Origin of the sequence: Streptomyces sp. NPDC051051, from assembly GCF_040682975.1 — a bacterium.
GTDB lineage: Bacteria > Actinomycetota > Actinomycetes > Streptomycetales > Streptomycetaceae > Streptomyces.
On record NZ_JBFBCB010000074.1, the window covers coordinates 1 to 25,102 of the forward strand.

Sequence of the window (25,102 nt, forward strand, 5' to 3'; positions counted from 1 at the left end):
GACGACAACACCAGGCCCGCATCAGTCACTACAAACGGCGCGGACACAGTCCCTGAAACTGGTCAGCAATCAGCACAAGCACCGTTGCAGTACTAGTCCTTCACCGGGGCCGGCGTCGAGTCCCGCGGTGCGGGTACCTCGGCCGCCGCCGTGGCCGCCCCGCCGCCTCCGTCCGTGTTGATCCGGTCGATGATCGCGAGCCGTTCCGGGGTGTCCTCCGGCTTCAGGAAGCCGATGAGGACGTAGAGGACGAGGGAGACCGCGAGCGGCACGGAGACCTGGTACTGGAGCGGGACGCCGCCGTCGACGTTCCAGTTAATCGGGTAGTTGACCAGCCAGAAGGCCAGCAGGCCCATGGACCAGCTCACCAGCGCCGCCGTCGGGCCGGAGCGGCGGAACGGCCGCAGCAGACCGAGCATCATCGGGATCGCCATCGGGCCCATCAGGCCGGCCACCCACTTGATGACGACGGTGATGATGTCCTTGAACGCGGGCGAGTTGACCTGGGTGGCCGCCGCCATGGACAGGGCGAGGAAGACGACCGTCGCGACGCGGGCCGCGATCAGCCCCGACCGCTGGTTCCAGGCCCGCGCCCGTGCCGAGACCACCGGCGCGCAGTCACGGGTGAAGACGGCGGCGATGGCGTTGGCGTCGGAGGAGCACATCGCCATCGTGTGGGAGAAGAAACCGACGATGACCAGGCCCAGCAGTCCGTGCGGCAGCAGCTGTTCGGTCATCAGACCGTAGGAGTCGGAGCCGTCCGGCTTCTGCGACTCGACCAGCAGCGGCGACATCCACATCGGGTAGAACAGCACCAGCGGCCACACCAGCCACAGCACCGCCGACAGCCGCGCCGACCGCTCGGCCTCCTTCGGGGTGGCGGTGGCCATGTAGCGCTGGGCCTGGTTGAGCATGCCGCCGTTGTACTCGAACAGCTTGATGAAGAGGAACGCGAGCAGGAACACCGTGCCGTACGGACCCACCAGCGGCTTCCCGTGGCCCTGGAGCTCCGGCTCGTCCCACGCGCCGAGGAAACCGATGCCGAGGTCGGACAGTTCCATCACCACGGCGATGAACATGGCTACACCCGCGAGGAGTTGGATGATGAACTGCCCCAACTCGGTGAGGGCGTCGGCCCACAGGCCGCCGATCGTGCAGTAGACGGCCGTGATGGCGCCGGTGATGAGGATGCCCTGGTTCAGCGAGATGCCGGTGAACACGGACAGCAGGGTGGCGATCGCGGCCCACTTGGCGCCCACGTCCACGATCTTCAGCAGCATCCCGGACCAGGCCAGCGCCTGCTGCGTCTTGAGGTCGTACCGGTTCTTCAGGTACTCCAGCGGGGAGGCCACGTGCAGCCGTGAGCGCAGCCGGTTGATGCGGGGCGCGAACAGCTTGGAACCGATCGCGATGCCCAGGGCGATCGGGAAGGACCAGGTGATGAACGAGGTGACGCCGTAGGTGTAGGCGATGCCGGCGTAACCGGTGAACATGACCGCGCTGTAGCCCGACATGTGGTGCGAGATGCCCGACAGCCACCACGGCATCTTGCCGCCGGCGGTGAAGAAGTCGCTGACGTTGTCGACCCGTTTGTGGGACCAGACACCGATGGCGACCATCACGCCGAAGTAGCCGATGAGCACGGCCCAGTCGAGACCGTTCATGTGCGTCCTCCCAGGGTTCAGCCCGGCGCTCATCGTGGGCGCTGGTGCGTGGACACGACAAGGCGATGTAAGGTCAAGGGGAGGCAAAATCATTCTGTATGGTGGTTCCGGTTCACCTATGTGAACTCATGGCGGCGGTTCTCCGGCGCTGACCAGCAGTGACTGCCCGGTGCGCGCCCGCGCCCGGTTCTCCAGATGATCGATGCCGCCGACGCGCGGCGGTAACCCCCGAGGCGGTACGCGCCCCGAGGCGGTGCGCTCCTCGGGGGAGTACGCCCGTACTTCCGCCCGTCGGCTACTTCTTCAGCTCGTCCGGGCACGGCGTGCCCCGGGGCAGCTGGTACGGCGCCGCCAGCCGGTAGGTGCCCGCCTCCGGCGCGATCAGCACCGTCCACCGGTCGCCGTCCGCGTCCTCCTCCGTCTCGAAGAGACAGCCGTTGACGTTGTCGTACGCCTTCGGCTCCCCCCCGGCCCGGTCCTTGGACGCCTCCGTCTCCTGAGGCGGCTCCAGGCTCCTGCCCTCCGCGTCGACGATGCTCAGCCACGGCGAGTACGGGATCCGGATCAGGATCCGGCCCGCCTTGCGCACGTCGATCGTCATCTCGCCCTGCGCCGCCCGCTGCACGACCGCGTTCGGCTCGGCCAGCGACCCCGGGGCCTTCACCCGGAACAGCTGCCAGTTCGCGTCGCCCCAGATCTGCTCCAGATACGGCAGTCCCCGCTGCACCAGCTCCCGTTCCCGCTGCCCGCCGTCCCCGTCCGGCACGTCCTTGGGCACGACCACGAAGTGCACCGCCCACCGCTTGAGCCACTCGCGGTAGTTCGCCGAGTTCAGGGTGTCGTCGTAGAAGAGGGGGTTGCGCTCCATGTCGGCCTGCCGGTTCCAGCCGCGGGCCAGGTTGAAGTAGGGCGCGAGCGCGGACGCCTCGCGGTGCGAGCGCGCCGGGACGACCTCCACCCGGCCCTTCTCCGCGCCCACCTCCTGCAACTCGTTGACCAGCGGCGCCAGCTCGCGCGCCCAGGACGCCGCCGGAGTCGTCCGGTAGACGTCGTCGACCGACTTGAAGCCGATCCAGCCGACGAAGACCAGCGAGGAGACCACGATCGCGTACCACTTGCGGCTGCGCGGCACCGCGAACGGCAGCGCGGCCATCAGCACCACACCCGAGAACAGCATCGCGAGCCGGGTGATGTTGGACCCGATCTGCGAACTGATCACCCACACCCCGAGCACCCCGAGGCCGTAGACCGCCGCCGTGATCCGTACGGTCTTCCAGTCGCGCGGGACGACCGCGAAGACGATCACCGAGAACGCCAGCGGCAGCGAGGCCGAACCGAAGGACATCGGCTGCGTGCCGGAGAACGGGAACGCCCACGCCGACACCGCGACGACGGCGGTCGGGGCCAGCCCGAGCGCCCACGCGCCCGGCCGCCGCTTCTGCAGGAACAGCGCGACCGCGACCAGCCCCAGGAACAGGCCCGCCACCGGCGACCCCATCGTGGCGAGCGCGGCGAGCGGCGCCGCGCACAGCGCCTTCGCCCACCGCTTGTAGCGCCAGCGGTACGGCCAGCAGAACACGACGGCGACCGCGCCGAGCGCGAACATGTTGCCGAGCCCGAACGTCACCCGGCCCGACGCCGCGTTGCACAGCAGCGCGAACACCCCCGCCAGCGCGGGCCACGCCGGGTCCCGCACCGGCCGGCAGCGCAGCAGGATCAGCGTCAGCAGTCCGGCGGAGATCGTCCCGGCGATCATCATCGTCGTCCGGACGCCGAGCACCGACATCAGGTACGGCGACACCACGCTGTACGACACCGGGTGCATGCCGCCGTACCAGGCGAGGTTGTACGCGGAGTCGGGGTGCCGGCCGACGAACTCGGCCCACGCGTCCTGAGCGGCGAGATCCCCACCGCTGTTCGCGAACGCGAAGAACCAGGCGAGGTGCAGCACACCGGACAGGACCGTCACCGAGAGCACGAGATGCCGGCGGAGCCGGTCGCGCACCCGGTCGGCGAGCGCTCTCACGCGGGAGTCCCCGGCGGCCGCTTCCCGCTCACCCGCCTCCGGGGCGGAGCCGGGGGCGGACCCGGCGGCCGGTGCGCGGTCCCGATCGGCCGTGCCGCCGCGGTCGTGGTCACCGGACTGGGGTGCGGGCAGGCGCGCCCGCCGGCCGCCGTCCGGGTCCGGACCGGTTCCGCCGGCGCGTGTCGGCTCCGCAGTGGCCACCTGAAGGCACTCCCCGTGTCCCGTCTTCTGCTCTCGGACGCGTCCCGTTCGCGACCGCTTCGCGGCCGCGTCGCCGCGACCGCCGACCTGTCCCGTTTCGTGACGCTAGCACGCACCCCGCCGAGCGGCTGCCCGGCGGGGTGCGTGCACGACGGCGCCCGTGCGGCGGCTCAGCCGACGCGCGTCAGCTTGTCCGGGAAGCCCGGCTCGGTCAGCTCCCGCTGGAGCGAGACGGGCACCTTCACCGCGTCGCCGGAGCCGTCGCCGACCGTCAGCGTGCCGACCTGGGTGCCGGCCTTCGCGGTGTGCGGCACCTCGCCGCCGGCGAAGGACAGCTTCACCGTCAGTCCGGCCCAGCCGACCGCCGTGACGTCCTCCGTCACCACGACGGGGGTGTGGTTGCCCATCCTGTCGTCCACGTAGCCGACGACGTCCCCCTTCTTCAGGATCTTCGCCGAGGTCATGGCGTCCTGAGCGGCGAGCATCGCGGTCTTGCTGACCGCGTTCACCGTGTCGATGATCGGCGACTTGTGCTGGCCGAGGACCGCGCCGACGACGGTGACGGTCTCCCCGCCGACCTCCTCGGTGGCGGCGAACAGCAGGTTGCCGCCGGCCTTGGTGGTCGAGCCGGTCTTGATGCCGAGGGCGTTGTTGTAGGGGACGAGCGTGTTGTAGTTGCGCCACTTCTGACCGGACGGGTCGGTCCACTCCGGCAGCTTGGTGATCTCCATCAGGGCGGGGATCTTCACCAGCTCGTTGCCCAGCTTCACCTGGTCCGCGGCGGTGGAGACGGTGGTCTCCTTCAGTCCCGAGGCGTCGGTGTACGTGGTGTTCGTCATCCCGAGGTCCTCGGCGGCGTCGTTCATCTTCTTGATGAACTCCGCCTCCGTGCCGGCGTCCCAGCGGGCCAGCAGCCGCGCGATGTTGTTCGCCGACGGGATCATGACCGCCGAGAGGGCCTGGCGGAGCGTGAGCTTGTCGCCCTCCTTGACGGTGTTGAGCGTGGACTCGCCGTCCGCGTCGTAGCCGCCCTCCTTCTCGGCGGTGGCGTCGACGGGGACGGTCTCGCCCTCCTGGCCCGACTTCAGCGCGTGGTCCTTGAGGACGACGTACGCCGTCATCGCCTTGGCGACGGAACCGATCGCGACCGGCTTCTGGTCGCCGAAGCCGTCCATCGTGCCGATGCCGTTCACGTCCATCGCGCCCTGGCCCTCGGACGGCCACGGCAGGGAGAGCTTCCCGCCCTCGAAGGTGTACGAGTCCTTCGCGGTGAGCGTCAGCGCGGCGGCCGGCAGCGGCCGTACGGCCTGCACGATCGCAAAGGCGATCACCAGCAGGATGACCAGCGGCGTCCAGATCTTCACCCGCCGGGCCAGCGTCCGCAGCGGGGTCGGCGGCGGCGGCGGGGTGTTCGTCAGCTCGGCCAGCAGGTCCAGCGGCGGCTTCGGCGGCAACGGCTGCTGCGTCGTCCGCTCGGGCCCGATCTGCGGCACGACGGCGGTGGCGTCGGCGGCGGGCTTCACCGGCCGGCCGGCGGAATCGTCCAGCGGCTTCAGCGCGACGAACTTGCTGGCCCGCTCGGCGGGGGCGTCGGTCTTGGCCTCGGATTCGGCCTTGGGCTCGGTTCCGGTCTTGGGCTCGGCCTTGGCTCCGGTCTTGGGCTCGGTTCCGGCCTTGGCTCCGGTCTTGGCCTGCGGTCCGGTCTTGGGCTCGGCCTTGGACCCGGGTCCGGTGCCCGGGGTCTTCGCGTCGGTGCCGGGCTCGGCGTCCGGGGCCTTCGCGTCGGCGGGCTCCCCGGCCTTGGGGACGTCGCCCAGCTTCAGCATGGTGGTCGGCTGGTCGACCCCGCGCCCGGCGGGCGGCCGTACGGCCTTGAAGACGGCGGTGGGCTGGTCGACGGGGGAGTCGGGCTCGTCGGCCCCGGACTCGTCCTCGGCGTCCTGGTCGACGGTCTCGTCCCGAGGCTCGTCCGCCGCGTCAGCGTCGCCGGCCGCGCCGGCCTTCGGTTCGCCGGTCTTCGGCTCGTCGGTCTTCGCGGCGGCGGCGCCGAGCCGGGGGTCTTCGGCCTCGACGGCCTTGACGGCCTCGGTGCCCGTACGGGTCCCGGGCGCGTCGTTCCCGTCGGCGGCGCCGGCCTCGGAGCCGGACTCCTCGACGGAACCGTCGGCCGGGTCGGCGGCGTCGGCCTCGGACTGCTCGCTCCCGTCGCTCCCGGACGTCTCCTCACCGCCCTTCGCCCACTTCGGCGCGGCCTTGGACGGGCCCTGGGGGGCGGAGCCCTCCGCCTCGCCCGACGTCTCGTCCGGCCCCTCCGGCTTCTCGCCCGACGCCTCGTCCGACTTCCCGTCAGCCGAGGCCACCCACTGGGCCACGGCCGACCGCAGCCGGTCGTCACGGCCCCCGGCGACACCGGTCGCCGTTGCGGAGGCCTCGGCGTCCTCCGCGTCCTCCGAGGCCTCGGCGCCCTCCGGAGAGCCTTCAGCGGCCTGCCCGGCCTCTGCGGGCTCCTCCGCGTCGCGCCCGCCCTCCGAGCTCTCCTCGGAACCCCCGTCGGCGCTTTCGGCGGAACCCCCGTCGGCGTCCGCGCCGGGCCCGTCGGCCGGAGCTTCGTCCGTCTCGTCCGGCCGCTCCGGCTTCTCGGTCGTCTCGTCGGCCGTCTCCTCGGCCGTCAACTCCCGCACGGAGAACACCCGCGTCGCCGTGTCCACCCCGCCCCGGGACGTGGCCGAGGACACCGTGGAGGCGCTCTCGGCGTCCCGTGCCACCGCGAGCCGCGGATCGCGTGCCTCGGGAACCGCTCCCGCGCTCCCCGACGTCGGTTCCGCCGACGACTCGCGCTGCTTCGACCTGTCGGGGGACTCGCCCGCCACCGATGCCTCCTCGCTGTGCCGCACGCCCACCGCGCGCCTGCCGAACCGTGAACCGCCCGCCCGGGACCCGCCTCGCGGCAGTGTCCGAACCATGTACCAGTGTCCTGTGTAGTGGGCTTGGCTCCTGCGGTAGACGAGAACGACATACCTACTGGTTCCACTACGAACCGGTCACGCACTCTCGACAGATGAATGTGAGAGGGGTCACCCTGTCATTCATCCACGCGGGGAGGCATGGATGGGCAGGAGCCGCAGAACAATTCCGGAAGAGCTTCTTCTGCTGGCATTGGACCCGGCCACGGGTACCACTGCGCAGCCGCAGTCGCTCGACCTTGGTCTGGCCGGAGCACAGCTAGTGGAGCTGGCACTGGCCGGACGGATAGCCCCGGACGGGGATCGTATCGCCGTGGTGTCCCCACGGCCGACCGGAGATCCGACTCTGGACTGCGCGTTGGAGTTGCTGCGAAGGCGTGGCGCTCCCGTACGGGCGGTTCATTGGATAGGCGGGCCCCGACTGGGGCTCCGTCAGACGTACCTCTCGCATCTGGAGCGGTGCGGCATGGTGCATGCCGTGGCGGGTCAGATGTGCGGAGTGCTGCCGACGACTCGCTACCAGGCGACGGAGACGGCGATCAGCCGGGAGATCAAGGCCCGGCTGGACACGGCCATCCGCACCGGCGTTCCGCCGGACCCGCGGACGGCGGCGCTCGCCGCGCTGGCGCACGCGGTCGGTCTCGGCAAGCACCTGTACCCGGGGAACGAGGGACGTTCGTCCCGATCCCGGTTGCGGGACCTGATCAGGCACGACCCCATGGGCGGTCTCGTGGCGCACGCCGTGATGGACGTCCAGAACGGCGCGGTGGTACAGCCGCGCCGCAACCCGGCCCAGGCCGGCCGTCAGGCCGGACCGGGAGCCAGGTCCGCTCCGGAACCCGCCCGTGGCGTTCCGGCGCAACCGCACCGAGGTTCCATGGCGCGTGTCGTGGCGCACTGAGCCGCGGTCCCACGACACCGCAGCCGCCAGGCCGTGAGGCCGAGACAGACCCGTTCGGGAGCCGCCGTGCCCGCGCGGGGTGGTGACGCCCTACGTCCCCGTGACGCAGGGCCCACCGCCCCGCGCGGACGCATGTCCGCGAACGGACTGCGGGGGCGGCCGCATATCCCCGGTTCTCCAGCGGTATGAAGTGCCTTGGTGGCAGTCTGCTCAACAGCAGATACGCAAAGTGTCAGTTCAGGCACGCAGCCGGAGGTGCACGTCCCGTGGCGTCGAATGTCAATCCCACCGTCCGACGGCGCCGGCTGGGGCAGGAGTTGCGCAGACTCCGCGAGGACAAGGGCATGACGGCCGAACAGGTCGCCGACCGCCTGCTGGTGTCCCAGTCGAAGATCAGCCGCCTCGAGAACGGCAGACGCAGCATCAGCCAGCGCGACGTGCGCGACCTGTGCGGGGTCTACGAGGTGGAGGACCAGCGGATCGTCGACTCGCTGATGCAGATGGCGAAGGACTCCCGCCAGCAGGGCTGGTGGCATGCCTTCGGCGATGTCCCCTACAGCGTGTACATCGGCCTGGAGACGGACGCGGCCAGCCTGCGCGTGTACGACCCGCAGGTGGTGCCCGGCCTGCTGCAGACCCGTCAGTACGCCGAGACCCTGATCTCGGGGGCGCTGCCGGAGACCGCGGCGGCCGAGATCGAGAAGCGGGTGCAGGTGCGGATGCGGCGGCAGGAACGCATCAGCGCCGAGGAGAACCCGCTGCGTCTGTGGACGGTGATGGACGAGGCGGCACTGCGCCGGGTCGTCGGCAACAAGTCCCTGATGCGCGACCAGTTGGAGCATCTCGTCGAGCAGTCCCGGCTGCCGCACGTCACCGTGCAGGTGATCCCCTTCGAGATGGGTGCGCACCCCGGCCTCAACGGCCAGTACGCGATCCTGGAGTTCCCCGACGCGGCCGACTCCAGCGTGGTCTACATCGAGGGTGTCACCAGCGACCTGTACCTGGAGAAGCCGAACGACGTCCAGAAGTACAGCGTGATGTACGAGCACCTGCGGGCGCAGGCCCTGAACGTGGACCAGTCCCGCCGGTTCATCGCCGACATCGCCAAGCAGTACACCCTCTGACGTGCTCCCGGGAACCTCCCGGCCGGGAAAGTGCCGCACGGTACACCCTCGCCCGGCCGGGATGGAAGTCCCGCCTGGGATATGCCATCCGGTCGAGTGAATAGTCGCTTCGGACGCCGAGGGTGGCGAGTAGCGTCGATCACGCCACCGATCAACACCGTTGGCGGAAACCGTGCCGTGGGCCCGCAGTCGGGCCTCCGCACGGCGGCAGCAACTCATCACATCTGGCAACCCGGAGCAAAAATGGCAATTCGTCAGGGCATCACGGACGCGTGGACCAAGTCCTCCTACTCGACGGGCAACGGCGCGTGCGTCGAGGTCAAGTCGCCGGTCGTCGCGGCCTTGGCCGTACGGGACTCCAAGGTCCAGGACGGGCCCGTGCTGGACTTCCCCGCCGACGCGTGGAACCTCTTCGTCGCCTCGGTCAAGGCGTAAGGGAGAGAGACCTTCCGACCCCACGGCCCGTGCCACGGCTGACCACCTCGTACGCGGCACCACCGCTCACGCGGTACGACGTCCCACGCGGTACCGAAAAGAGCCCTCTCGACGAGCTCGCCGTCCTTGCCGAGAGGGCTGGGTTTCTTCCCCGCCGCTACGGCCTCACCGCACCGGGAACGCCACGTCGCACACCGGGTCATGCGGTCCGGCCGAGGACCAGTCGGCGAAGTAGACCTCCCGGCACGGGCCGTCGTACTCCAGGCCCTCCCGCCTCGTCCACGCCTCCACCGCCTCGAACGCGGCCAGGATCTGGGGGTACGCGACCTGTGCCTTGCCGATCCGGGTGAAGGCGAGCCGCCTGGCCGGTTCCACCAGGACCGCGAACTCCCGTCCGCGCCCCTGCGCCGCCGCCCAGGCCCGCGCCGCCGTCTCGTCGGCGACCGGCACGCAGGACTCCACCGGCCCGTCGCTCTCCGTCGTCACCTCGGAGTGGTAGACGACGAACGGCGCCCCGGCGACGCCCCCGCAGGCCCGCGCGGCCTCCTCCAGCCGGCCGAGCGACGCGCCGATCCAGGCGGGCAGTTCGTCCGCCAGCGTGTGCCGCTTCTCGGCGATCACCACCTGCGCGGGCACCTCGACCGTCTCGACCGCGAACGTTCCGTACATCTCGGAGCTCCTCCCCGACAGACGTCCACGGAGGTACTCGGCGAGGGTGCGCTGGGCGGCGATCCGCGTCTCGACGTCCGCCCAGTAGGCGGCGAGCCGGTCGGCGGCCTCGGCGCCGTCCGCCGAGCCGATCACCTCGGCGACCCGCGCGAGGGGCATGTCGAGCTGCCGCAGCAGCGCCACCAGCCGAGCGCGTTCCACCTGACCGGCGCGGTAGTAGCGGTACCCGCTCACCTCGTCGACCTGCGCCGGCACCAGCAGCCCGAGCCGGTCGTACAGCCGTAGCGCCTTGGCCGACAGCCGGGCCCGCGCAGCGAACGCGCCGATGGTGAGCAGTGCGTCGTCGTCCATCCGGTGCCTCGTCCTCCGTCACCGGGCGGCCTTGTCCGCCCGGCGACGGGAACGCTCGGCCCTGCCCCAGGGGCAAGGTCAAGCGGGCAGGTCAGCCCAGCTGCTTCTCGACGGCGGCGACGATCTCGGGCGACTCCGGCTCGGTCTGCGGCGAGAAGCGGGCGACGACGGTGCCGTCCCGGCCGACGAGGAACTTCTCGAAGTTCCAACGGATGTCCCCGCTGTGCCCCTCGCCGTCGGCGAACCCGACGAGCCGCTCGTACAGCGGGTGCCGCCCGTCCCCGTTCACCTCCGTCTTCTCGGTCAGCGGGAAGGTCACGCCGTACGTCGCCGAGCAGAACTCGGCGATCTCCTCCGCGCTGCCGGGCTCCTGCCCGAGGAACTGGTTGCAGGGCACCCCGAGCACGGTGAAGCCCTGGGCGGCGTACCGCTCCTGAAGCTTCTCCAGGCCGTTGTACTGGGGGGTCAGCCCGCACTTGGAGGCCACGTTCACGATCAGGACGACCTGGCCCGCGTACTGCGAGAGGTCCGCGGAACCGCCCTTGAGGGCGCCGATCTCGACATCGAGGGGGGAAGCACCGGCATCAGTAGTCATCCCCGGATGCTAGCTCCGCCGGACGGCACACGGGTTGCGGGGGCTGCCCCCGGTCGCGCCGCTCACTCCGTCCCGCGCGCCCGCGGCCCCTCCGCTCCCTGTGCTCCTCCGGTTCCTTCGGTTCCTCTGTTTCCTCTGCTTCCTCCGGTCCCGACTCCTGCCGGGCCCGCACCAGCACCTCTCCGGCCCCGCTCCGCGAGTACAGCACCGACCGCCCGACCCGGCCCCGCTCCACCAGCCCCGCGTCCCACAGCACCCGCAGGTGCCGCCCGACCGACCCGAGCCCCTGCCCGGTCAGCGCGACCAGCTGCGTCGTGCTCAGCGGCCCCTGCCCGAGCAGGACCAGAACGGCCGCCCGGCCGGGCCCGAGCAGCGCGCTCAGCGCGGCCGGCACGTCCCGCTCGCGCCGATCGGCGGCGAGGACCCCGGAACAGGGGTAGACGACGGCGTACCGCTCCCGCTCCTCCCACGACACCCACCCGGCCCGAGGCGTCACCGGCACGAACAGCAGCTCCGCGCCGGAGATCTCCCGAGGCGGATACTCGTGCAGGTTCACCTGGAACCGGCTCTCCCCCAGCCAGCGCGTCCCCGGCCGCAGCGAGTCCAGCACGGTCGCCCAGCCGCCCCGGCTCACCTGCGCGGTCCGCGCGACGACATCCGCCTCCAGCACCCGGCGCCGCCGCTCCCAGGAGGGCCGTACGGCGCTCTCCCACACCCATGTCAGCAGGTCCGCCGCCCGTTCGGGCAGGTCGTCGCGGTCCAGAGGGCCCGGCAGCGGTCCGGCGAGGGAGGTCCGCAGATGGGCGCGGGCGTCGGCGGGCCGTACCGCACGGACCCGGGCGACACCGTCCCCGAAGCTCTCCCCGTCCCTCGGCGTGGGGGTGAGGAAGTCCGCGATCCAGTCCCGGCCGAGCCCGGCCCGCACGAGCGCGGCGGTGATCGGGTCGGCGGCCAGCCGGGCGCGATGGGCGGGCAGCCACTCCCGCAGCCACGCCGTCTCGCCGGGATGCGCGCCCACCCCCGCGTGCAGCAGCTTCAGGCACGCGAAGGTCTCGGCCAGCGGCGAGACCACGAACCGGCTGCCCGCCAGCGTGTCGGCGTTCACCTGCCACCAGCCCATGAAGCCCTCACCCCCCCCACGACGCGGGACGCACGAGGTTTCGCGCTCCCGCGAAACAGTAACGACCGTGACCGCCGCCGCCCGAGACTCCCCGCATGACCGGCTACCGACAGCTCCTGCGCACCCCCGAGTTCACCCCGCTCCTGCTCTCCTCCGCCGCCCACACCGCCGCCCACACGGTCGCGGGTCTCGCCCTCGGCACCCTCGTCCACCGCGCGACCGGCTCACCGCTGCTGTCGGCGATGAGCATGTTCGGCCCGTCCCTCGTCCAGGTCCTGGGCGCGACCCTCCTGCTCTCCGGCGCCGACCGCCTCCCGCCGAGAACCGCCCTGGCCGGCCTCTCCCTCGCCTTCGCCGCCCTCACGGCCGTCCTCGCCGTCCCCGGCCTGCCGGTCGCGGCGGTCTTCGCGGTCGTCCTCGCCACGGGCCTCGTCGCGGCACTCGGCGGCGGGGTCCGCTGGGGGCTGCTCCACGAGATGCTCCCCAAGGACGGCTACCTGCCCGGCCGTTCGGTCTTCAACATGATGAGCGGGCTGACGCAGATCACCGGCTACGCCCTCGGCGGCGCCCTCGTCACCGCCCTCCCGCCCCGCACGGTCCTCCTCCTGGCCGCCCTCCTGCACGCCACCGCGAGCGCGACCGCCCGCCTCGGCCTGACCGCCCGCCCGCCCCGCGCCGCGGGCCGCCCCTCCGTCGCGGCGACCTGGCGGGCCAACGCCGTCCTGTGGTCGTCCCGCCCCCGCCGCCTGGTCTACCTGGGCCTGTGGCTCCCCAACGGCCTGGTCGTCGGCTGCGAGGCCCTCTTCGTGTCGTACGACCCCGGCGCCGCGGGCACCCTGTTCGCGTGCGGGGCCCTGGGCATGCTGGCCGGCGACCTCACCGTCGGCCGACTCCTCCCGCCCGCCGTCCGCACCCGCCTGGCCACCCCCCTCCTGCTGCTCCTGGCCACCCCGTACGTCTTCTTCGTCCTGCACCCGCCGCTGCCCGTCGCCGCGCTCTGCGCCACGCTCGCCTCGGTCGGCTTCGGCGCGAGCCTGGTCCAGCAGGAACGCCTCATGGCCCTCACACCCGCCGAACTCAGCGGCCACGCCCTCGGACTGCACTCGGCGGGGATGCTCACCCTCCAGGGCGTCGGCGCGGCCTCGGCGGGTGCGGTGGCCGAACTCACCTCACCCGCAACGGCGATGACCGCGCTGGCACTCGCGTCGATCACGGTGACGCTGACCCTGGCGGCGGCCTCCCGCCGACAGGTCCGCGGCCCCGCCGAGGTCCGCATCGCCGACGGACGCGGTACGTGACCCGCATGCGGGGCCGCTTCCGCAGCGGAACGGTTGCCCGTGGGGCGGCCGGCACTCACCGCTGGGAAGTGCCGTCTCCCCAGTTGGGAAGTGCCGTCTCCCCAGTACCGTAGGGGCATGGGAGCGAGCGACCTGACATTCGTGGACCGCGTCCGCGGCGAGGGCGGCGACGGCCCGTGTCCCCACCGCCTGGTCATGGAGCACGTCACCAGCCGCTGGGGCACCCTGATCCTGATCGCGCTGCTGGACCGCTCCTACCGGTTCAGCGAACTGCGCCGGGCGATCGGCAAGGTCAGCGAGAAGATGCTGACGCAGAGCCTGCAGACGCTGGAACGCGACGGCCTGGTCCACCGCGACGCCAAACCCGTGATCCCGCCCCGCGTCGACTACTCCCTGACCCCCCTCGGCCGGGAGGCCGCCGAACAGGTCCGCGCCCTGGGCCGGTGGGTCGACGAACGCATGCCGGCGGTCGAGAAGGCCCGCGAGGAGTACGACGCGAAGCGGGCGTCGGCCTGAGACGGGGAGCGCCGTCCGCCGGCTCCCGGCCTTCCGGCCGCCCTTTCCGGCCGTTCCGACGCCGAGGACCCGCCTCGCCCGTCGTCAGTGCCGCTTCGACCGTCGGTGCACGCTGAAGAAGCAGGCGAGCATGCCCAGGCCCCAGGCGATCAGGAGGGCACCCCAGAGCGGCATGGTCACGGTCGGGACGAGGAGCCGGATCTCGACGCTCGCGCGGTTCTCGAAGATGAAGATCAGGGCGATCGCGGTGGTCACGACGAACGGTGCGAGACGGCGGACGCCGGGCCGGGAAAGGAACGGCGTCCGGGCCTTGTGGTCGTTGCTCTGAACCATGGGGTGTCTCTCCCTCGCCTTGCCCCCACCACCAGAGTCCTCTCCCCGTCCGCGGCGCGCCACCGAGCGAACTCGACGGGCGCGGAGACGGGCGCGCAGCGGTGAAGCGCACACGGCTCGGTGAAGCGCACACGGCTCGGTTCCGGCCGTCCCGCGGCTACGGCCCCGCCGAACGGGGCTGGGTGTCCGGGATCCGTGAGGTGAAGAACAGCGCGAGGAGGGCGGTCAGGGCGAGGATGGCCAGTGCGGCGCGCAGACCGTCGATCCTGGCCTCCTCGTTCGCGTCGAGGGCCGCCTCGGCCACCTTCTCGTCCGTGCCCGCTTCGTCGAGGGCGGACTCCAGCTGGGCGTCCGACAAGAACGGTGCCCCGCTCTGCAGTTCGACGTTCGCCTGGGCCTTGACCTCGGACGGGACCGCCGGATTCTGCTCCACGCTGGTGAGGAAGGAAGTCGTCATCGCGGCGATCAGGAGCGATCCGGCGAGTGCCGTACCGATCGAGGCGCCGAGGTTGGTGACGGCGTTCTGGACGCCGCCGACCTCCGCGCTCTGCGCCTCGGGCACCGCGGACACGGTGACCGACCCGAGCTGGGACGCCAGCGCGCCCATGCCGAGCCCGATCAGCAGCAGGGGGAGGGTGACGATCTCCGCGCCCGCGTCCACGTCGAGCGCCGCCATCAGGAACACCGCGCCCGCGAGCAACGCGAGGGTCCCGAGCCGCACCACCCGCCGCGGTGACACGTCCGGGAGGAAGCGGGGGATCAGGACGGCGGCCGCCAGCAGTGTCACCGAGAGCGGCAGGATGTGGACGCCGGTATCGAGTGCGGACAGGCCGAGCGCCACGGACAGGTAGAGCGGTACGACGAAGAAGACGCCCATCTGGACGAGGTACTGGAAGAAGAACATCGTCAGTCCGCCGGTGAGCTGCCTGTTCTGCAGCATCGCCGGGTCGACGAGCGGCTCCCTGCGCCGCTTCACCGTGCGGGCCTCCCAGCGGAGGAAGAGCCAGATCAGCAGCAGACCGGCCAGCATCAGCCACACGGTCAGCGAGACCCCGAGCCACGAGGGCGCGTCGGGCTTCGGCTGGAACCAGCCCCACTCGTCGGAGCGGAGCACGCCGTAGACGAAGATCCCGAGCCCGAGCGCGGACAGCACGGCGCCGACGAGATCGATGCGGGGACGTTCACCGACCGGTGCGTCGGCGATGCGGCCGGCGAGCACCAGGATGCCGAGCACCATGACGACCTCACCGGCGAAGACCCACCGCCAGGAGAAGTACGTGGTCGCGATGCCGCCGACGAGCGGCCCGACCGCGATCGCCACGGCTCCTGCGGCAGCGACGAGACCGTAGGCGGCGGGACGGCGTTCGGTGGCGAAGTTGCTCGCCACGAGCGCCACGATCGCGGGCAGGATGAGTGCCGCCCCGATCCCTTCGAGGAACGACCAGCCGAGCAGCAGCACGGGCAGGTTCGGTGCGAGCGCCGTGGTCAGGGAGCCGCAGCCGTAGACGACGCAGCCGATCATGAACGCGCGTCTGCGGCCGATCAGCGCCCCCATCTTGCCGCCGAGGATCATGAACATCGCCATCACGAGGGTGTAGGCCGTGATGGCGCCCTGGACACCCGTCACCGTCGTGCCCACGTCCTCGGCCACCGTCGCGATCGAGACGTTCATGACCGAACTGTCGAGCGCCATCAGGAACTGACCGGCCGCGAGTGCCAGCAGTACGATGCGCGCCGTCGCCGAACTCTCGGCAGTGCCTGCCCTGGGTGCCATGCGCGCATCGTCCCAGCCGCCCCGCGGGACGGACCCCGACCCGCTCCGGAGGTCGACCGGTTGGCGGACGGAGACCGGCGAAGTCGTTTCGGGCCGGAGTCGCAGCTCCGTGGCCTCCTGCTCGACGGCGGCCCCGCGGCTCGTCGATGCCGGGGGCGGGTCAGCGGGTGGGAGGAGATCCCGAACCGCCCGGGGTCCGGGGCGCCCAGGTCGGTTCTGCCGTGGCCTCCTTCATGGACGGTTCGTCCATGAGGACGTGCCAGCCGTCCTCGCCCGCGTTCCCGTCGAGGCGCACGCTGATCTCCTTCGTCTGGCCGGTGTCCTGGAAGTACAGGACGACGGTCTGACGCTCGGAGCCTTCGTCGTGGAAGTCGGCTGCGACCTTCCCGCCCGCTCCCTTTCCGAACGCCTTGATCCAGTTGTCGGCCGTGCCGCGTGCGACGTCCTCGCCGCCGTCGCCGGTGGCGAGTGCCGCCAGCCCGTCGGCGGAACCGTCCGCGATCCGCCGGACGAGCTGTTGCGTCACGCCGAGTGAGCCGGTGGACGGGTGTCCGAGCACCTGCAGGGGTTCGTGGCCGGCGTAGTCCTGGGCGTAGCGGGCGCCCGCCGTGTCGTCCGTGGACGAGCATCCGGTCAGCGCCGCGAACAGCACACCGGCTGCCAGCACTCCGGCCATCGGGCCGCGCACGGCCCGCGGGCCCGATACGGACGCCCGCTGAACGGCGGCGCCCGTACTCCGCCCGGCCGGCCTCAGCCCGTGCGGGCGGGCCACGGAGGCCGCGACCGGCTCCCGGTTCAGGAGCACGCTCCCGGTGTCGGCGTCCTTGAAGTGGAGGACCGCCTGCTTGCCTCCCCACGCCTGGTTCACCACACCGAACCGGCCCGACAGGTCGACGAGTTGCGGGCAGCCGGTGGTCCAGGACGGTCGTCGCACCGGTGGCGTAGTCGATCCAGCGGAGGCGGTCGTCACCCTCCTGGGCGGTGAGGAATCCGGTCTCGCCGACGTTCAGGACGATGATGGCGCGGGGCACGTAGCGTGCGCCCGGGCTGATGACGACGGGATCGGTGGACGCGTCGGGGGGCGGCGACAGCCGCCCCCCGCAGCGGTGCCGATTCCGACGGTCACGGTGAGCGTGACGGTGAGAGCGATACGGCCGAGCGCGCGCTGCCGACGCGTGGCCCGTCTGTCCGGCGGACGAATCACGAAAGAGCCCCTCCCCGGGGTGAGCGACGCAGGGGGGAGCGCCATGAAACCGCCGCTCGGTCCTGCGCGCGACGGCGACAGTATCAAGGGGGATCATCACGCGACATCCGATTTCGAACCCGTTCAAAGGCTGGCCGAAACCCGGCCGCGTCGGCTGCCGTACCGGCTGGACGACGGCATCGGGCCTCGGCGCGAGCTCGGCACCTTCGACGAGCAGCACCTCCGGCAAGCGCGAAGCGCACGTCCGGCTCTGCCTCGTGCCCCTCCTCAGCGCCGGACGGATCGAAAGCACGGATCGAAAGCACGGATCGAAAGCCTGGGCGTCGCCCACGTCCGCCGCTTCCGCGTCCGCCTGGAGAGGAAGACGACCGTCGCAACCGCCAAGGAACCCGACCGGGGCCCACGGCCGGCGCCGACCTCCGCCCGTCGCAGCTCTTGAGGTCGCGGGCGAGCAGCCCGGTGAAGCGGAACGCGGCGGGTCGCGGCCCTCCGGGCCCGCGCCGATGGCCGGCAGACGGAACTCAGCCTTCCGTGACCGCCGGCTCGATCAGGGACAGCGTCTGGTTGTCCGCGTCCACGTGTGCGCGGACGCCGAGGGGCAGCGGCAGGTTCGGCGAGGTGTGACCGAAGTCGACCTGGGCGAGAACCGGGATGTCACGCCGGCCCAGGACATCGAGGACCACGTCGCGCAGGTCCGCGCGTTCTCCGCCGCCCTCGTGGGGCGTGACCTCGGTCGGGATGCCGACCACCATGCCCGCGATCCGGTCCAGCACACCGGACAGCCGCAAGGTCTGAAGATCGTTCCAGATCCGCGAGACCGGCCGCTGCAGCTCCTCCCAGAACAACACGGCGCCCTCGAACCGTTCGGCGGCCGGCGCGAACGGTGTCGCCTGCAGGAGGACCAGACGGTTCAGCAAGCCGCCGAACAGCGGCCCCTGCGCGTGGCCCGGCCGCCAAGTCTCCCAAGCCCCCATCCCCGGCAGCACGCCCGGCGCCTCGGCCTTGGTGAGCACACGGGTGTAGAGGTCGACGAGTTCGGAGCGGCGGGCCTCGTCGCCCAGCGTGTACCAGTCGCTGCCGAAACCGTGGGTGGCGATGTCGGCGTGGAAGCCGACGAGGCCGGTCCTGGCGTACAACGCCATGTGCAGCAGCGAGATGTCGCTGTAGCCGAGGATCGGTTTCGGGTCGGCCCGGATCGCGTCCAGATCGATCAGATCGAGATAGCCGATGGTCGCCTGTCCACCGGTGTGCGCGACGACGGCCCGCACCTCCGGGTCCCGGAGCAGAGCATTGAGCTCGTCGGCCTGCTCCGCCGGAGTGCCCGAGGCCCACCAGCGATTCCGCGCCGGGTCGACCATCGGACTGACCCGCACGCGGAAACCCATCCGCTCGAGTATCGCCACACCGCGGGCGAGCAGTGGTTCCTCACCCGGCTCGAGCTGGCCCGAGGGCGCGGTGACGACCACCAGGTCACCGGAACGCAGCGCGCGGGGCCGAAGGATCGCGGGCACGGGGCCTCCTCCTTGTTGATCGACAACGGCGAGCAACAAGGCCCGTGCCGCTGATATTCCGCCTCCCCGACGTGATCGGGCCAAGCCCCGGAACCCCGGCCGGGCCCACCGACCGCCTCCACGCGGACACCCCGGGAAGGCAGGTGCCGATGACGGGTTCACCGGCCCCCCACGAGGACTCCTTCGACCGTGCCCGCCGACGGCTTCGGCACGACCGGGCACTTGAGGGGTCGTCATCGGTCGTCGTCGGCTGCTGCTGAGCGGCATCGGACGGCCCAGGCGACGACCGGGCGGCCCGCTCGGCGGCCTACGGGATGATGGGCAACTCTCGCGCCCGCTGGCGTGCCCGGGCCCGTAGTTCCTTCAGGCGGTGGTGGAACGCGTTGTGGCGGTTCTGGTCGAGATTCAGCGGGAGGTCGAGCTGGGAGATCAGCTGTGACTCCAGGTCCCATGGTTCGCCCTGCTCGATCCAGCACACCCGCGCGTTGTCCGCCATCCATTGGCTCAGGGTGGCTTCGCCGGCCTTGCCGAAGGTCATCCGCTTGCCGCTGCCCACGCGGCGCAGCTCAAGCCCGAGCAGGCAACCGAGGGTGAGCCGCAGGGTCGAGCCGGCCGCGTTGCCCCGGTAGTGGTAGCGCACCCGCTTACGGAGGTTCTGGGTACTGGTCCGGTTCGCCATGTACCGCGGGGCTATCCCGACGTAGAGCAGGCGCCCGGCCTCCAGGTCGGGATGGGGCGGCTGCGTGAAGTGCCACCCGTAGACCCCTGCCGCCGCCGGGACAGGACTCGGACGCACCAAGACCTCCTGCGCCGACCACAACCGATCGGGACTGACGAGAGCGGTGGCTTTCACGACACCTCCAGGCGCGCGACGGCTGACCGTCTCGCAAGGGCACGCTATGGGCACGACATCGCCGAGCGGGCCGACCATACGTGTCGAGGCGTCCGCGCAGACTGTATGCATCCGTGTCCCGATCGTGCGAAAAGCCTCGATCGCTTTCGCACACGGTCCGGGCAAGTCCGCTGGGCGCTACGTGGCAGATCGAGCATGCCCCGCCTGCGGTGCGAGCGCTTCAGAGCCGGTTGAGGTCGATCTCTGCGGCGAAGGGGGCGGCGACCTTCACGACACCAGTGAACACGTCCCCGTTCCGGTAGGTCTTCGTCGCGGGGTCGAGCAGGTACGTATAGACCAGAGGTGTGCCCGTCGCGGCCTGCTCGATCCGCCAGTAGAACCCGATTCCGGCCTTGGCGTACTGGTCGGTCTTCACGATCCGGTCCGTGGTCTCCGAGCCCGGCGACACTACCTCGGCCACTAGGAGTACGTGCTCGGGCCGGGTGGGCGTGACGTCGATCGTGTCCGCGCGGTAGACGATGACGTCGGGGCGGCGATTGGTCAGCGGGACGTCCTGCAGTCGGACGTCGAAGTCCGTGTCGGCGTTCCAGTCGGGCCCCGCGGCGGCGTCCAGGGCATTCGCCAGGAGCCGGGCCAGCCGGTTGTGCCGCTTGGACGCGCTAGGGCTCACGACGACCATTCCGTCCACGATCTCGATGCCGGCGCACTGCTCCTCGGACCACGACTCGTACTCCTCGGCAGTGATCTGCTCGTGCATCCACGCCGGGGCCACCATTTCGGCAGTCATGACATGCCTCCCGGACACTGTGCGGCGGGCCCGATCCCGCTGGAGCCAGCGTACTGTCTCCAGCCCGACCGATACGTCCCACGGACTTCGGCCCGTTGCCGCCTTCCGCCACAGGACGAGGTGCGTGACTCCGCCGCCTGCCTGATCACGCGTCTGCGCTTCCAGCGGCCGGTCCCGGCTCTGCCGTCAGGCGTGTACCCGGGCGGCCACCACTACCGGCGAGGGAACCGGAGAACCCGGCGACTTCCGTAATGATCCCGCCGCGTCGTGCGGAGCGGCGCCGGTGTCGATGCCCGGTACCTCGATGAGGCCCGGGTCGTCCCCGGTTCGTGCTGCCGTGCCACTGGAGCCCCCTGGTGCCGTTGCACCACCACAGGGCACGGAGCCGGCAAGAGCGCTCGGTGGAGCCGCCGTCGACCGTGGGCGTCCGCGGTGAAGGGGCCCCCGGCAGCGACCTCGAAGATGTGCTGCTTCTCTGTTAACCCCTGTAATCGTGAGATCCGGGGAGAGGAGCCGGTCGCCAAGTCGTCGTCGAACCTGCTCTCACATGCTTCTTTCGGATCTGTCGCGGTTGTTGCAAGAGGGTTGTCCACCACTCCGCGAAGGAGGGATTCACTGAGCACTCCGCATGCGCGCTTGGGTCGTACGTCGCTTTCCTCGTACGGTCCTCACATCGAAACCCCAGCCGGCCCAACAACCAGGAGTGGACGTGCAGTTGGCGCACGATGAGCAAACCGGTCTTGTCACCCGAAACCAGATCGCCGAGCGCGCGGGCGTGAAGCGTCCGGCGGTGTCGAACTGGGCCCGGCGGCACAAGGACTTTCCCACCCCTGTGCGCTCCGGCGATACGGAACTCTTCCACGAGGCCGAGATCGCACGGTGGCTGACGAACCGCACCATTCCTCCGTCGCAGTTGCTGGAAGGGGAGCAGGCGGGAACCACCTACGCCGACCGGTTCCGCCGGACCAGCAGTGATCGACCGTCCGCAGAGTCGAAAGCCGTGGGCCGTACTCAGCGCATCGGGGCTGAGGACAAGAGGGCCGTCGAGCAGCTGATGGGCCGACTCGCGGACCGGGTCCGAGGCCCGGCGACGATGGCGGACTTCGTGAATCTCTGTCTCATCGTCATGTACGTACGACATGCGGAACCGGAGCGGTGGCGCCGCATCGAGGACGCGATGTCGGCGGGTCGAGGGGCCCGAGACGTGCAGTCACTGCTCCGTTCCCTCGGCGAGGCGGCGCAGGACACGCTGCGCCGGAACGGCGACCGCGCCGACATGCGCAGCAGCTTGCTGCAACTGGAACCGCGGAGCTGGGACGACCTCACCACGGCGGTCCGGACGGCGGCAGGCACAGGCGCCGGTGCGTTCCAGCTCGTGTGGGAGTCTTTCAGCGCCCGGGAAGGGCTGCAGAGCTCGGAGTTCTGCAGCCCGGTGGGCCTGGCCTCGTTGTCCGCGGCACTCGTACTGACCCCGGGACAGAGGGCCACGGTGCTCGACCCCTACATGAGAGGGGGAGAGATGCTGGCGGCCGCGCACCGCCACATCGGAGGCGCGCTGGGGACCGTGTACGGCGAAACCCTCGACGGACGGCTGCAAGCGGTCGCAAGTCTGTACCTTCTCCACCTCGGCGTACGGCCGAGGCTGACCAGTACCCGGTCTGACCGATGGCCGCCGAACCGCGATCACCGTGTCGACGTGGTGCTGACGAACCCTCCGTTCAACATGAGCGACGCACCCGGCCCCGGGCGCCGGACGGGACACTGGCCGTACGGATCACCGCCCCAGGGCAATGACAATCTCGCCTGGGTGCAGTACGCCCTCGGCGCGCTGGTACCCGGTGGTCGGGCCGTGGTGGTCATGCCGGTCAAGGCGGGCAACTCGGTGAACATCGCCGAGCGCGAGATCCGCCGAGCCCTTGTCCGTGGGTGGGCCGTGGAGTGTGTCATCACGGTGCCGTCCCATCTGTTCTCCGCGACACCCGTGCCGGTGTCCCTGTGGGTGCTGCGACGAACGGAGCATCCGGCGAGGGAGGGCATCCTGTTCGTCGACGCCCAGGAGTTGGGGACGAAGGTCCGGCGCCGGCGCGTGCTGCGGGACACGGATCGTGACGCGATCACGGCCGTGGTCCGCCCATGGCTCGACGGGGAGCGGTACCAGGACAGCGAGTACGCGGTGCGTGCTGCCGAGAGAGGCTTCTCCGCTGTCGTCGTGGCCCGCGAGGTCGTCGCCGACGGGGAGTGTTCACTCCGTCCTGCCGACTACCTGGGGAGCGGAAACTACGGGGCCGCTCCCGTCACGGCCCAACTGCTCCAAGCCAGTGAGGTGGTGGTGGAGCAGACGGACGAGCTGCGTCGGCTGGAGCGCCGGGCGAGGGAAGCGGGGAGCGGTTACCGCAGGGGTTCGGGACCCGGCGGCTGGACCGAGGCAGTGCTCCAGGACCTGTGCGAGATTCAGCCCGGCCCGTCGTACACCCGCCTGCCGGCAACGGCACGTACGGCGGACGCCGGCATTCCGCTCGTCTTCCCGCAGGATCTCGTTGACGGGAGGATCGCGGACGAAACCCGGGACCGCGTGCCGTGGGAGACGGCCGAGCGCTTCAAGAAGTTCGAGTTGCTCCCGAACGACATCGTCTGCGTGCGCACGGGCGCGCAGCAGCGACCCGCGCTGGTCTCCGGCACACAGGCCGGATGGCTGCTGAGCTCGAACGTAACGCGTCTGCGCGTCCGCCCAAATGCCGAGATCGACGCCCTGTACCTCCATGCCTACCTGGGCCTTCGCCACTCGCGCGAGTGGATGTCCCACCGCGCAGCGGCCACGGCAGCCCCGTCACTGAGTTCTGCCGCGCTGGGCCACCTTCCCGTGCGTTTCCCGCCGATCGGGCAGCAGCGGCGGAGCGTGGATCTTCTCGTTGAGCTCGGCCGACGCGTCGACGCGTACGCCTCGTACGTCTCGGCACTGGGTCGCCTGCGGGCCGAAATCGCCGAACACCTGCTGCATGGCTCGGTCGAGCCGCTGTGACGGCCTGCCACCGCTGAACTCCCCTGCGCGTCCCTTCTCCTTCCCGCCCGTAACTCTCGAAAGGTCCTACGTCCATGCCCGAATCGACAGCCCGTTCCGTACGTACGTGGCACCTGTGGCTGGCCCTGTACGTTGCCTGCTCCATGGTGGTCGGCCTCTTTGTGAGCCTGTTGGTACTCCGGTCAGGCGTCGGCCCCACTGATGTCGTTCTGGCAGGGGGAGGCGGCTTCGCGACCTCCTTCGCCCTGTGCCTCGCACTGCCCGCGGCGGTACGCGAACTCAAACGGCAGAGCGGCTGACCCGGACCGGCCGTCCGCGCGACTGAGCCCGGTCGGACGGGGCCTCCAACCACGGATGCGGCGGGGTCGGCGACAGCCTTCCGCAACGGCCCTGCCGCCGCGTGGTTCCCCGCAGGATCTGGCACACGTGCGGCACGACCTCGGACACGACGAATGGCCGGCCCAGGAGGAAACCCTCCTGAGCCGGCCCTTCTTCTGTGCCCCTGGCAGGATTCGAACCTGCGATACCCGCTTTAGGAGTTCGGTCCGAGCACGGTCCGACTGCTGTCGTCGACTGGCGCGACGATCAGCGGGAGTCGCCGGCGTGCGCCCCCGTCCGACAGCGTTGATGTCAGCTGTGGATGTCAGGTGCCTTCTCACCCGTGGCTCCAGCCGGATCGATCAGCGGAAGCCCTACCCGGCCGCTACGGCCGAAGGTTTGTCGGCGCAAGCCTTCGGCCGTCGTGTGCTACCTGGTAGCACTGGGTGCTACCTTGGTTGACATGAGCGTTCAGCCCGAAATCACCCAACGGGATCTGCGCAGCCGGTCCCGAGAGATCATGGATGCCATACAGGGCGGTCAGTCGTTCACCGTCACCCGCGACGGACATCCGATCGGCCAGCTCGTCCCGCTGCGTCGACGCCGTCGGTTCGTCTCCCGCCAGGAGTTCGCCGCGATGTCCAGGACCGCCCCCGGCATCGACCTTGACAGGTTCCGCGCCGATCAGGACGCCACGGCCGACACCTACCCGGACGATCCCTATGACCGTTGACCGCTCGACGTATCGGCAGGGCCTCCTCGACACCAACATCATGATTCTGCGCCGCTGGGTGGCCCCCGAGGAGCTGCCGGACGAAATGGCGATCACCGCCATCACCCTGGCCGAGCTGTCCGCCGGTCCGCACGAGGTTCGCCGCAACGACGAACAGAGCAGTTACGACGAACATGCCGAACGCGCCCGCAGGCTCGACGTCCTGCAACGCGCCGAGAACGAGTTCGACCCCATCCCCTTCGATGCCGAAGCGGCCCGCATCTACGGCCGTATCTGTGCCGCAGTGATCAGCGCCGGCCGTAAGCCGCGCCGCCGGGTGGCCGACCTGATGATCGCTGCCATCGCCGTGGCTGAGGACCTTCCCCTCTTCACCACCAACCCCGACGACTTCAAAGGGCTGGACGACCTCCTCACCGTCGTGCCGGTCACCCGCCCGAGGGTGTCCCATGAAGGCTGACGGCAGGGCACTGGTGCGGTAGAAGCACACCGGACTTCATGGTCCGCGCGTGGCACAGATGTGATCACGCAGCAGGGCCGGTTCGAAGGATCAAGCCCTCGAACCGGCCCTGTGCCGTGTGCCCCGGCAGGATCCGAACCTGCGACACCCGCTTTAGACCGTGTCCTATGTGGTGAGGCGGACGAGTCTTTTGTAGCAGCAGAGGGCGGCTGCGAGGCCGAGAAAGGCCAGGTAGTTGCGGGGTTCGCGT

At 70.7% G+C, this 25,102-nt stretch carries 20 protein-coding genes; 8 read left to right on the forward strand and 12 right to left on the reverse strand.

The annotated features are described in order from the left end of the window. Positions 1 to 92 precede the first annotated feature (92 nt). From AB0N31_RS33700 to AB0N31_RS33710, 3 genes are all read right to left on the reverse strand, one after another. Positions 93 to 1,664: a sodium:solute symporter family protein gene (locus AB0N31_RS33700; protein WP_366062309.1), complete on the reverse strand. Its 1,572-nt coding sequence runs from the start codon at positions 1,662 to 1,664 to the stop codon at positions 93 to 95. A 295-nt stretch (positions 1,665 to 1,959) separates the two neighbouring features. Then, positions 1,960 to 3,891, reverse strand: coding sequence for an MFS transporter (locus AB0N31_RS33705; protein ID WP_366062310.1), 1,932 nt, complete (start codon positions 3,889 to 3,891; stop codon positions 1,960 to 1,962). A gap of 170 nt (positions 3,892 to 4,061) precedes the next feature. Then, a complete protein-coding gene (locus tag AB0N31_RS33710; RefSeq protein WP_366062311.1) occupies positions 4,062 to 6,761 on the reverse strand; it encodes a D-alanyl-D-alanine carboxypeptidase in 2,700 nt (899 codons plus the stop codon). Between the two features lie 238 nt (positions 6,762 to 6,999). On the opposite strand from AB0N31_RS33710, the gene AB0N31_RS33715 reads away from it, so the two are divergent. The 3 genes from AB0N31_RS33715 to AB0N31_RS33725 all read left to right on the forward strand — a co-directional run bounded on the left by AB0N31_RS33715 (position 7,000) and on the right by AB0N31_RS33725 (position 9,314). Next, a complete protein-coding gene (locus tag AB0N31_RS33715) occupies positions 7,000 to 7,755 on the forward strand; it encodes a GPP34 family phosphoprotein (RefSeq protein ID WP_366062312.1) in 756 nt (251 codons plus the stop codon). A gap of 266 nt (positions 7,756 to 8,021) precedes the next feature. Continuing rightward, positions 8,022 to 8,879, forward strand: coding sequence for a helix-turn-helix transcriptional regulator (locus AB0N31_RS33720; RefSeq protein ID WP_366062313.1), 858 nt, complete (start codon positions 8,022 to 8,024; stop codon positions 8,877 to 8,879). A gap of 243 nt (positions 8,880 to 9,122) precedes the next feature. Then, the gene (locus AB0N31_RS33725) at positions 9,123 to 9,314 is read left to right on the forward strand and encodes a DUF397 domain-containing protein (protein WP_366062314.1); all 192 of its coding nucleotides are present in this window, start codon (positions 9,123 to 9,125) and stop codon (positions 9,312 to 9,314) included. A gap of 165 nt (positions 9,315 to 9,479) precedes the next feature. On the opposite strand, the gene AB0N31_RS33730 is transcribed toward AB0N31_RS33725, so the two are convergent. The 3 genes from AB0N31_RS33730 to AB0N31_RS33740 form a co-directional block, all read right to left on the reverse strand. Further along, positions 9,480 to 10,334 carry a MerR family transcriptional regulator gene (locus AB0N31_RS33730; protein WP_366062315.1) on the reverse strand — a complete coding sequence of 285 codons (855 nt, stop codon included), beginning with the start codon at positions 10,332 to 10,334 and terminating at the stop codon, positions 9,480 to 9,482. Between the two features lie 91 nt (positions 10,335 to 10,425). Then, the gene (locus AB0N31_RS33735) at positions 10,426 to 10,929 is read right to left on the reverse strand and encodes a glutathione peroxidase (RefSeq protein ID WP_366062316.1); all 504 of its coding nucleotides are present in this window, start codon (positions 10,927 to 10,929) and stop codon (positions 10,426 to 10,428) included. Further along, positions 10,919 to 12,049 (reverse strand): winged helix-turn-helix domain-containing protein, encoded by a 1,131-nt coding sequence (locus tag AB0N31_RS33740; RefSeq protein WP_366062318.1) that lies wholly within the window; start codon positions 12,047 to 12,049, stop codon positions 10,919 to 10,921. Before AB0N31_RS33740 ends, AB0N31_RS33735 begins: the two co-directional genes overlap by 11 nt. Before the next feature lie 95 nt (positions 12,050 to 12,144). Between AB0N31_RS33740 and AB0N31_RS33745 the strand changes: the two genes are divergently transcribed. Together AB0N31_RS33745 and AB0N31_RS33750 are read left to right on the forward strand one after the other, a co-directional pair. Continuing rightward, a complete protein-coding gene (locus tag AB0N31_RS33745; protein ID WP_366062319.1) occupies positions 12,145 to 13,347 on the forward strand; it encodes an MFS transporter in 1,203 nt (400 codons plus the stop codon). A 117-nt stretch (positions 13,348 to 13,464) separates the two neighbouring features. Next, complete coding sequence (locus AB0N31_RS33750) at positions 13,465 to 13,863, forward strand: helix-turn-helix domain-containing protein (protein ID WP_366062320.1); 399 nt, start codon at positions 13,465 to 13,467, stop codon at positions 13,861 to 13,863. Between the two features lie 84 nt (positions 13,864 to 13,947). Here the strand turns inward: AB0N31_RS33750 and AB0N31_RS33755 are convergent, their stop codons facing one another. The 6 genes from AB0N31_RS33755 to AB0N31_RS33780 all read right to left on the reverse strand — a co-directional run bounded on the left by AB0N31_RS33755 (position 13,948) and on the right by AB0N31_RS33780 (position 20,325). Next, positions 13,948 to 14,196 carry a hypothetical protein gene (locus AB0N31_RS33755; RefSeq protein ID WP_366062321.1) on the reverse strand — a complete coding sequence of 83 codons (249 nt, stop codon included), beginning with the start codon at positions 14,194 to 14,196 and terminating at the stop codon, positions 13,948 to 13,950. 157 nt (positions 14,197 to 14,353) lie between these two features. Then, entirely contained in the window at positions 14,354 to 15,970 is a 1,617-nt protein-coding gene (locus AB0N31_RS33760) for an MFS transporter (protein ID WP_366062323.1), read from the reverse strand. Positions 15,971 to 16,130: 160 nt separating this feature from the next. After that, entirely contained in the window at positions 16,131 to 16,904 is a 774-nt protein-coding gene (locus AB0N31_RS33765; protein WP_366062324.1) for a hypothetical protein, read from the reverse strand. 791 nt (positions 16,905 to 17,695) lie between these two features. Further along, a complete protein-coding gene (locus AB0N31_RS33770; RefSeq protein ID WP_366062325.1) occupies positions 17,696 to 18,685 on the reverse strand; it encodes a S66 peptidase family protein in 990 nt (329 codons plus the stop codon). A gap of 307 nt (positions 18,686 to 18,992) precedes the next feature. Further along, the gene (locus tag AB0N31_RS33775; protein WP_366062326.1) at positions 18,993 to 19,481 is read right to left on the reverse strand and encodes a GIY-YIG nuclease family protein; all 489 of its coding nucleotides are present in this window, start codon (positions 19,479 to 19,481) and stop codon (positions 18,993 to 18,995) included. Positions 19,482 to 19,758: 277 nt separating this feature from the next. Further along, positions 19,759 to 20,325 (reverse strand): Uma2 family endonuclease, encoded by a 567-nt coding sequence (locus tag AB0N31_RS33780; RefSeq protein WP_366062328.1) that lies wholly within the window; start codon positions 20,323 to 20,325, stop codon positions 19,759 to 19,761. 709 nt (positions 20,326 to 21,034) lie between these two features. On the opposite strand from AB0N31_RS33780, the gene AB0N31_RS33785 reads away from it, so the two are divergent. The 3 genes from AB0N31_RS33785 (at position 21,035) to AB0N31_RS33795 (ending at position 24,852) form a co-directional block, all read left to right on the forward strand. Next, positions 21,035 to 23,344, forward strand: coding sequence for an N-6 DNA methylase (locus AB0N31_RS33785; RefSeq protein ID WP_366062329.1), 2,310 nt, complete (start codon positions 21,035 to 21,037; stop codon positions 23,342 to 23,344). A 781-nt stretch (positions 23,345 to 24,125) separates the two neighbouring features. Beyond that, complete coding sequence (locus AB0N31_RS33790) at positions 24,126 to 24,395, forward strand: type II toxin-antitoxin system Phd/YefM family antitoxin (RefSeq protein ID WP_040906919.1); 270 nt, start codon at positions 24,126 to 24,128, stop codon at positions 24,393 to 24,395. Continuing rightward, on the forward strand, positions 24,385 to 24,852 hold the full coding sequence (locus tag AB0N31_RS33795) for a type II toxin-antitoxin system VapC family toxin (RefSeq protein ID WP_366062330.1): 468 nt from the start codon (positions 24,385 to 24,387) through the stop codon (positions 24,850 to 24,852). The genes AB0N31_RS33790 and AB0N31_RS33795 overlap by 11 nt, the downstream gene beginning before the upstream one ends. Positions 24,853 to 25,102: the final 250 nt, after the last annotated feature.

What these genes read in the sequence shown, in the direction of transcription:
- AB0N31_RS33755 (WP_366062321.1), bottom strand. Translation starts at nt 14,196, where the DNA reads ATGGTTCAGAGCAACGACCACAAGGCCCGGACGCCGTTCCTTTCCCGG.
- AB0N31_RS33790 (WP_040906919.1), top strand. Translation starts at nt 24,126, where the DNA reads ATGAGCGTTCAGCCCGAAATCACCCAACGGGATCTGCGCAGCCGGTCC.
- AB0N31_RS33700 (WP_366062309.1), bottom strand. Translation starts at nt 1,664, where the DNA reads ATGAACGGTCTCGACTGGGCCGTGCTCATCGGCTACTTCGGCGTGATG.
- AB0N31_RS33750 (WP_366062320.1), top strand. Translation starts at nt 13,465, where the DNA reads ATGGGAGCGAGCGACCTGACATTCGTGGACCGCGTCCGCGGCGAGGGC.
- AB0N31_RS33725 (WP_366062314.1), top strand. Translation starts at nt 9,123, where the DNA reads ATGGCAATTCGTCAGGGCATCACGGACGCGTGGACCAAGTCCTCCTAC.
- AB0N31_RS33795 (WP_366062330.1), top strand. Translation starts at nt 24,385, where the DNA reads ATGACCGTTGACCGCTCGACGTATCGGCAGGGCCTCCTCGACACCAAC.
- AB0N31_RS33780 (WP_366062328.1), bottom strand. Translation starts at nt 20,325, where the DNA reads ATGACTGCCGAAATGGTGGCCCCGGCGTGGATGCACGAGCAGATCACT.
- AB0N31_RS33730 (WP_366062315.1), bottom strand. Translation starts at nt 10,334, where the DNA reads ATGGACGACGACGCACTGCTCACCATCGGCGCGTTCGCTGCGCGGGCC.
- AB0N31_RS33740 (WP_366062318.1), bottom strand. Translation starts at nt 12,049, where the DNA reads ATGGGCTGGTGGCAGGTGAACGCCGACACGCTGGCGGGCAGCCGGTTC.
- AB0N31_RS33745 (WP_366062319.1), top strand. Translation starts at nt 12,145, where the DNA reads ATGACCGGCTACCGACAGCTCCTGCGCACCCCCGAGTTCACCCCGCTC.
- AB0N31_RS33715 (WP_366062312.1), top strand. Translation starts at nt 7,000, where the DNA reads ATGGGCAGGAGCCGCAGAACAATTCCGGAAGAGCTTCTTCTGCTGGCA.
- AB0N31_RS33735 (WP_366062316.1), bottom strand. Translation starts at nt 10,929, where the DNA reads ATGACTACTGATGCCGGTGCTTCCCCCCTCGATGTCGAGATCGGCGCC.
- AB0N31_RS33760 (WP_366062323.1), bottom strand. Translation starts at nt 15,970, where the DNA reads ATGGCACCCAGGGCAGGCACTGCCGAGAGTTCGGCGACGGCGCGCATC.